General features: G+C 57.0%; 4 protein-coding genes. 2 read left to right on the forward strand and 2 right to left on the reverse strand.

Features of this window, described 5'->3' with window-relative positions; all coding sequences use genetic code 11:
- Positions 1-850 precede the first annotated feature (850 nt).
- Positions 851-3,985 (forward strand): DUF3427 domain-containing protein, encoded by a 3,135-nt coding sequence (locus R6W86_RS01355; protein WP_410327604.1) that lies wholly within the window; start codon positions 851-853, stop codon positions 3,983-3,985.
- A gap of 229 nt (positions 3,986-4,214) precedes the next feature.
- On the opposite strand, the gene R6W86_RS01360 is transcribed toward R6W86_RS01355, so the two are convergent.
- Together R6W86_RS01360 and R6W86_RS01365 are read right to left on the reverse strand one after the other, a co-directional pair.
- The gene (locus tag R6W86_RS01360; RefSeq protein ID WP_410327605.1) at positions 4,215-4,565 is read right to left on the reverse strand and encodes a helix-turn-helix domain-containing protein; all 351 of its coding nucleotides are present in this window, start codon (positions 4,563-4,565) and stop codon (positions 4,215-4,217) included.
- A gap of 9 nt (positions 4,566-4,574) precedes the next feature.
- Positions 4,575-4,943 carry a DUF6516 family protein gene (locus tag R6W86_RS01365; RefSeq protein ID WP_410327606.1) on the reverse strand — a complete coding sequence of 123 codons (369 nt, stop codon included), beginning with the start codon at positions 4,941-4,943 and terminating at the stop codon, positions 4,575-4,577.
- Positions 4,944-5,243: 300 nt separating this feature from the next.
- Between R6W86_RS01365 and R6W86_RS01370 the strand changes: the two genes are divergently transcribed.
- The coding region (locus R6W86_RS01370; RefSeq protein ID WP_410327607.1) for a TrkA C-terminal domain-containing protein at positions 5,244-5,553 on the forward strand (310 nt) is incomplete at its 3' end.

The following is a 5,553-nucleotide window of genomic DNA, read 5'->3' on the forward strand; positions in this document are numbered from 1 at the left end:
GCATCGGGGGCGCGTACAGCACAAGCGGTAGTAGCAGCAATGCCACGGAGATGAGGATGCGTGACGCTGGAACCATGGGGATTAGCCTCACCTGACACTTGGGGACATCTGGTAACAGTATAGCGAGCCGGGATCCGGTGGGGTCCTCTTCACCTTCGTTCAAGGCAGCCAGTTTCCCTTACGACGGGCAGGTCCTGAATATGACGATTAGTATGCGCAACTTGAGTGAGCGTTGGTTGAACGGTATCAGCCGTGACTCTGGATTCGGTGAGAAAAAAAGCGATTTGGCTATTCCCTAAGCGTGCCCCTAAAAATATTCAGGAATAAATATTGCTGACACTCGTAGTAAGCACGATGATATGCTGAAATCAGAGTGATCTGGTCGGGTTTGATACAGAAACACCCCACGCAGGTCAGTAAACCGACAATTTCACTCAAGCTTTAATCGTCGTGGCGGCAGTAAGAGTTCTTAACACTACGAGGAGATACGGTTATGGCACTGTTTTATGTTGAGAAAGGCACAAACCAAGCTGGCGAGCATCTGGTTCATTCATCGACCTGCTCATCCTTGCCGGCGGAAGAGAGCATGATTTACGTGGGGTCGTACGCGCAGGCGCCAATGAAAGAAGTCACGGACCGTTATGTCCGAGTGGCCACTTGTCCGAATTGCTTGTCGGCCTAAGTGAGGGAGTCACGCCTCGCCTGGGTACAGCTCAAGAGCTGTACCCAGGCTTCGTGTTTAGCTTCGAACAATCTCTACATCCCTGCTATTATGCCTTCAATCTCAATGTGGTATGGTTCAAAGCAGTTGAACCGCTAAGGAATCGGGAAGAGTTCGAACACACATATAATGGACTTGCCTGAAGGACTATACGACCAATTACTCACCGAGTCTCTGTGGGATGCCATAACCCAGTCCACGGATGAGCATAGCCGTACCCTCTCGCCACTCTCTGCGGAGGATGCCCCGGAACGACTGGCTGAAGCCATCGCTTCCCAACTCACGCGCATCCTTGATGATTTGAGCGGCGAAGGGACTGAAAAGATCCGGCGCCAGTTGGCGCTGGCCAATGATCTTCTGCTTTATACTCGGCAGCGCCTGCAAGTACGCGATGAGGCGATCGATCCACTGTCCGAACCATTACGCTTGCTGCAAGCCGTGCACCGGCACGGCGAACCATCGGCATTCCCCGATACCGGCCTGGCCCTGCCCTGGCTGTTCACCGCCGGCAAGGGCTCACCCTCGCTCCTCTCCGAACTGCGCCGCGAGCTTGCTGCCTGCGATCAGGTCGATATCCTGGTCAGCTTTATCACCCATTCCGGTGTACGAAAGCTGCTGGATATTCTTCAGTCGATCACTTCTGTGGGTGCGGATGGCCAGCCTCGCACCCGTCTGCGTATCCTGACCACCACTTACACCGGTGCTACGGAGCTCCGCGCGCTGGATGAACTGGCGCAACTGCCCGGATGCGAAATCCGGGTGTCGCTGGACGGTCGCCGCACCCGCCTCCACGCCAAGGCATGGCTGTTCCAGCGTCGCAGCGGATTCGGTACCGCCTATGTGGGAAGCGCCAATCTGTCGGGCGCCGCGCTGATGGGCGGGCTGGAGTGGACCGTCAAATTCACCGAGCACGGTCAAACCGATTTGTTCGAACGCGCCAAGGCACACTTTGAGACGCTTTGGGAAGACAAGGAATTTCAACCCTACGATCCGGGCAATCCACAACACCGCAGCGCACTAGGCGAGGCACTACAACGGGAGTCGGGCGGCGGGATCATAGCTCGACCAACCTACTTCGATCTGGAACCCAAGAGCTACCAGCAGGAGATGCTCGATCAGCTCCAGAACGAGCGGGATCACGGGCGCTGGCGCAACCTGGTTGTCGCTGCCACCGGAACAGGCAAGACCGTGGTGGCGGCCTTTGATTACAAACGTAGCAGCGCCCAGACGGGTGGGCGGCCGCGTCTGCTGTTTGTGGCGCACCGGGAGGAGCTCCTTAAGCAGGCACTGCGTACCTATCGCGAGGTGCTGCGCGATCACGCCTTCGGTGAGCTGCTGGCAGGCGGTAATGAACCTGACCGCTTTGATCACCTCTTTGCCACCATCGACAGCGTAACCAGCCGGGATCTGGTTGCCCGCCTTGGCGCCGACCATTGGCACACGGTGGTCGTGGATGAGTGTCACCGCCTCGCGGCACAGCGCTTCGACTCCCTCGTCACTTCGGTAACCCCTCGCATCCTGCTCGGTCTAACCGCCACACCGGAGCGCAGTGACGGGCAGCCGATCATGGGTTATTTCGATAGCCGCCCCGACGGCAGCCCTGCCGTGGAACTGCGGTTATGGCATGCACTCGACCTGCAATTGCTCAGCCCCTTCGAGTATTACGCCTGCGATGACGAGACGGACTTCTCCGGCGTGCCGTGGGAGCAGCCGGGGGAACTGGCGGCCATCGACAACCTGGTGACGGGCAACGATGTGCGAGCACGGCTGGTGCTGAACGAGTGGCGTCGCCTGGCCGGTGATCCGGCACGTGGCAGGGCCCTAGTGTTCTGTGTCTCTGTCGCCCACGCCCAATACATGACCGGGAAGCTGAATGCCGCCGGAATCAAGGCCATATGTGTCGTGGGCACCACCCCGCTAGAGGAGCGAAGGCGTGCACCTGAGAGGCTGGCGCGGGGCGAGATCGCCGCCATCGTCACCTGCGACCTCTACAACGAAGGGGTGGACCTGCCGCTCGTCGACACGCTGCTATTGTTGCGCCCGACCCAAAGCCCGGTACTGTTCCAGCAACAGATCGGCCGTGGATTGCGCCTTGCCCAAGGCAAGGAGAGCTGCCTGGTGCTCGACTTCGTCGGACAACACCGACAGGAATTCCGCTTCGACCGGCTGCTTTCTACCATCACCGGGTTGCCACGGGGAGAGTTGCTCGAAGCGGTCGGGAGGGGTTTCGGCTCCCTGCCGCCAGGCTGTCATATCCACCTCCAGCGCAAGACACAGGAGCAGATCCTCAACAGCCTGAAAAGGCTGATACAGCACAATTGGCGCCGCCTGCGCACCGAGTTGCAAACCTATGCTGTCCTGCGTGGGCGGGGCAACATCCGCCTGGTCGATTTCCTGCGCGAGCAGGCCATCGAGCTGCAAGATATTTATCGCAAAAGCGGGTACTCTGGCTGGACACGTTTGAAACGGGATGCAGGCCTGTTGACCACGGATGCCGGTAACGAGGAAGACTATTTTGGTCGTCGTTTCCCTGATCTGCTGCACCTCGATGATCCTGAGCGGCTCGATATATTGCGCAAGGTGGGAGAGTCATCTGCCGGCTACCGGGCAGGGAACGAACGCGAGCGCCGGCTGCTCCAGATGCTCGCTTATCAGATCGATGCCCAACACCATCAGGCTGGCAGCAGCGAAGCGTTCCTGAAGCGCCTGCATGCCCACCCGGAACTGTGCAGCGAGCTTAGCGAACTTGGCGAGGTGCTCCAGGCAAGGAGCAGCTTGTTGCACAAGCCCATCCCCGGGCTGGAGGATACACCCCTTAGCCTGCATGGCAGCTATGGCATTCGGGAGATTTTGACGGCAGTGGGCTGGTTGTCAGCCGAGCGACGCGCACCCTTTCAGTCTGGAGTGCTGGCCCTGCGCGAGCGCCAGATCGAGCTACTGTTTGTCACCCTGGACAAACGTGAAGGCTACCATGAACGCATCTCCTACCATGACTACGCCATCAGTGCCGAGCGCTTTCACTGGCAATCACAAAACTCGGCCAGCCCGGTCACCGCTGCCGGCCGCCGTTACTTGGAAAGCCCCGGTAATGGCTGGTCCTTTCAACTCTTTGTTCGCAAGGCCAAAGGCGACCCCTACCGCACCTGTGGTCCGGTTACGCTAGAGCGTGCCGAAGGAGCAAAACCTATGACTATCTACTGGAAACTGGCGGTGCCACTGCCAGTTAGGCTGTTTCAGGAATTCAGTGTATTGAGGGAGGCGTGAGGCTTGACAGAGACCTTTAGTCCTGTTTACTAGCTGCTCGCTTTTTTCTGGCTGCTCCACGCAGTTCCTCCATGGTGCGCTTGCCCGAGCCGCTTTCCATGCCCTCGGTTATTAGTGCCCGGAATTCCGGGGACAGTATACCTATTTCGTTGCCACCTTCTGGCTGCTTGATTGGTCTCCAAGCGTTTCCGGGGACAGTATACCTATTTCATCCCTTCGACCATGCGTCTCACGACGCCTGAATCAGAAACTCCGTTCCCTTCACCACCGGCTTGCGGCAACGCTTCACCTGCTTGAACTCCACCAAGCCGTAGTTCTGCATGGTATCGAGCGTCCTGGAGACGTTGTTCGGCTTGCGTCCAGTAAGCTCGGCCAATTCCTTGATGGAGTCTGGGTGCTGCTCGGCGATGACGCGTAGCAGTTCCCGGTTGCGGTCGCTCAACACCTCGCTGAGGGCCTTCATTGAGGGGAACCAGATGGTGGGCCAGTTGCGCTTTGGCTTGAACTCACCCTTGGCGATGGCGATGGTCATCTCTCGCATTTTAGTTGGAGGCATGATGCCTATTCTGATAGTGCTCATGTTCAATCTCTATCCTATGACGCCGTGCTTTTTCAGGCAGTCGTCGACTGCCGTCCAGAAATCTTCAATCAGTTGTGCAGGGGACTCGAAGCAGTAGGGTTCTCCCTTGCAGTTCATATCTGTGTGCTGATGGTCGTACTCTACAATCCGGCCTTTGTAGCCCCGCTTCCTTCCAGCCTTGGGGACATGGGCATTGTCGAATCCCATGAGCCGCTGGTTGTGGTGGTCGTGCAGGGTCAAGTTGTAGCGGATGCCGTGAGGGATGTGCTCTGAAGGTTCGACCCTCCAGGCTTCCAGCCTGACCCAGTATCCACGCTCCTGCTGGATGATCCATCCATTCATTTCGAGCAGGTTTTCCATTCCCTGATCCGGGTTCATCAATATTCCTTTTGAGTATCATCAGGTGATACTTTAGCAGGAGGCGAGTTATGGCGCCAGTATTGGCGAAACGTCGCGTTTGCCTCCATTGCCCATCCTACGTAGCTGGATTCCCGCCTGCGCGGGAATGACGGGTATTGGGATTGTTTGCTCACCTCGGAAAAGGGGACGGAGGGATTATAAAATGACCAACTTCGATAACTGGTTAAACTTTAATCCCTCCGTCCCCTTTTCTCCGTTCGTCCCCAGGAAAAACGGATGGCTCCTGGTCCGCAAACGATATTCAGGTCAGGAGATATCTTGATCGTTAAATGCGGTACAAAGGAACTGGACGACCTAGTATCAAATGGTAAATTGATACTTGTCGGCAGTAAACCCATTGAACGAGAGGATCTTGTTAATGAAGAGATGACCTTGATCGAGGCTGTGGTTACAGCTAGTTCACCCTTGATCAATTCATCAGCCTTCAATCTCGACCTGCGCCGGCGATTTGGTGTCAACTTACTGGCCATATTCCGACAGGGTTCGCAATTAAGGGCGCGACTGGATCGCATCAACCTGAAAGAGGGTGATGTGCTGCTATTGCAAGGTCATCCACAGACGACTGCTG

Source organism: Marinobacter sp. (assembly GCF_046484525.1).
GTDB lineage: Bacteria > Pseudomonadota > Gammaproteobacteria > Pseudomonadales > Oleiphilaceae > Marinobacter.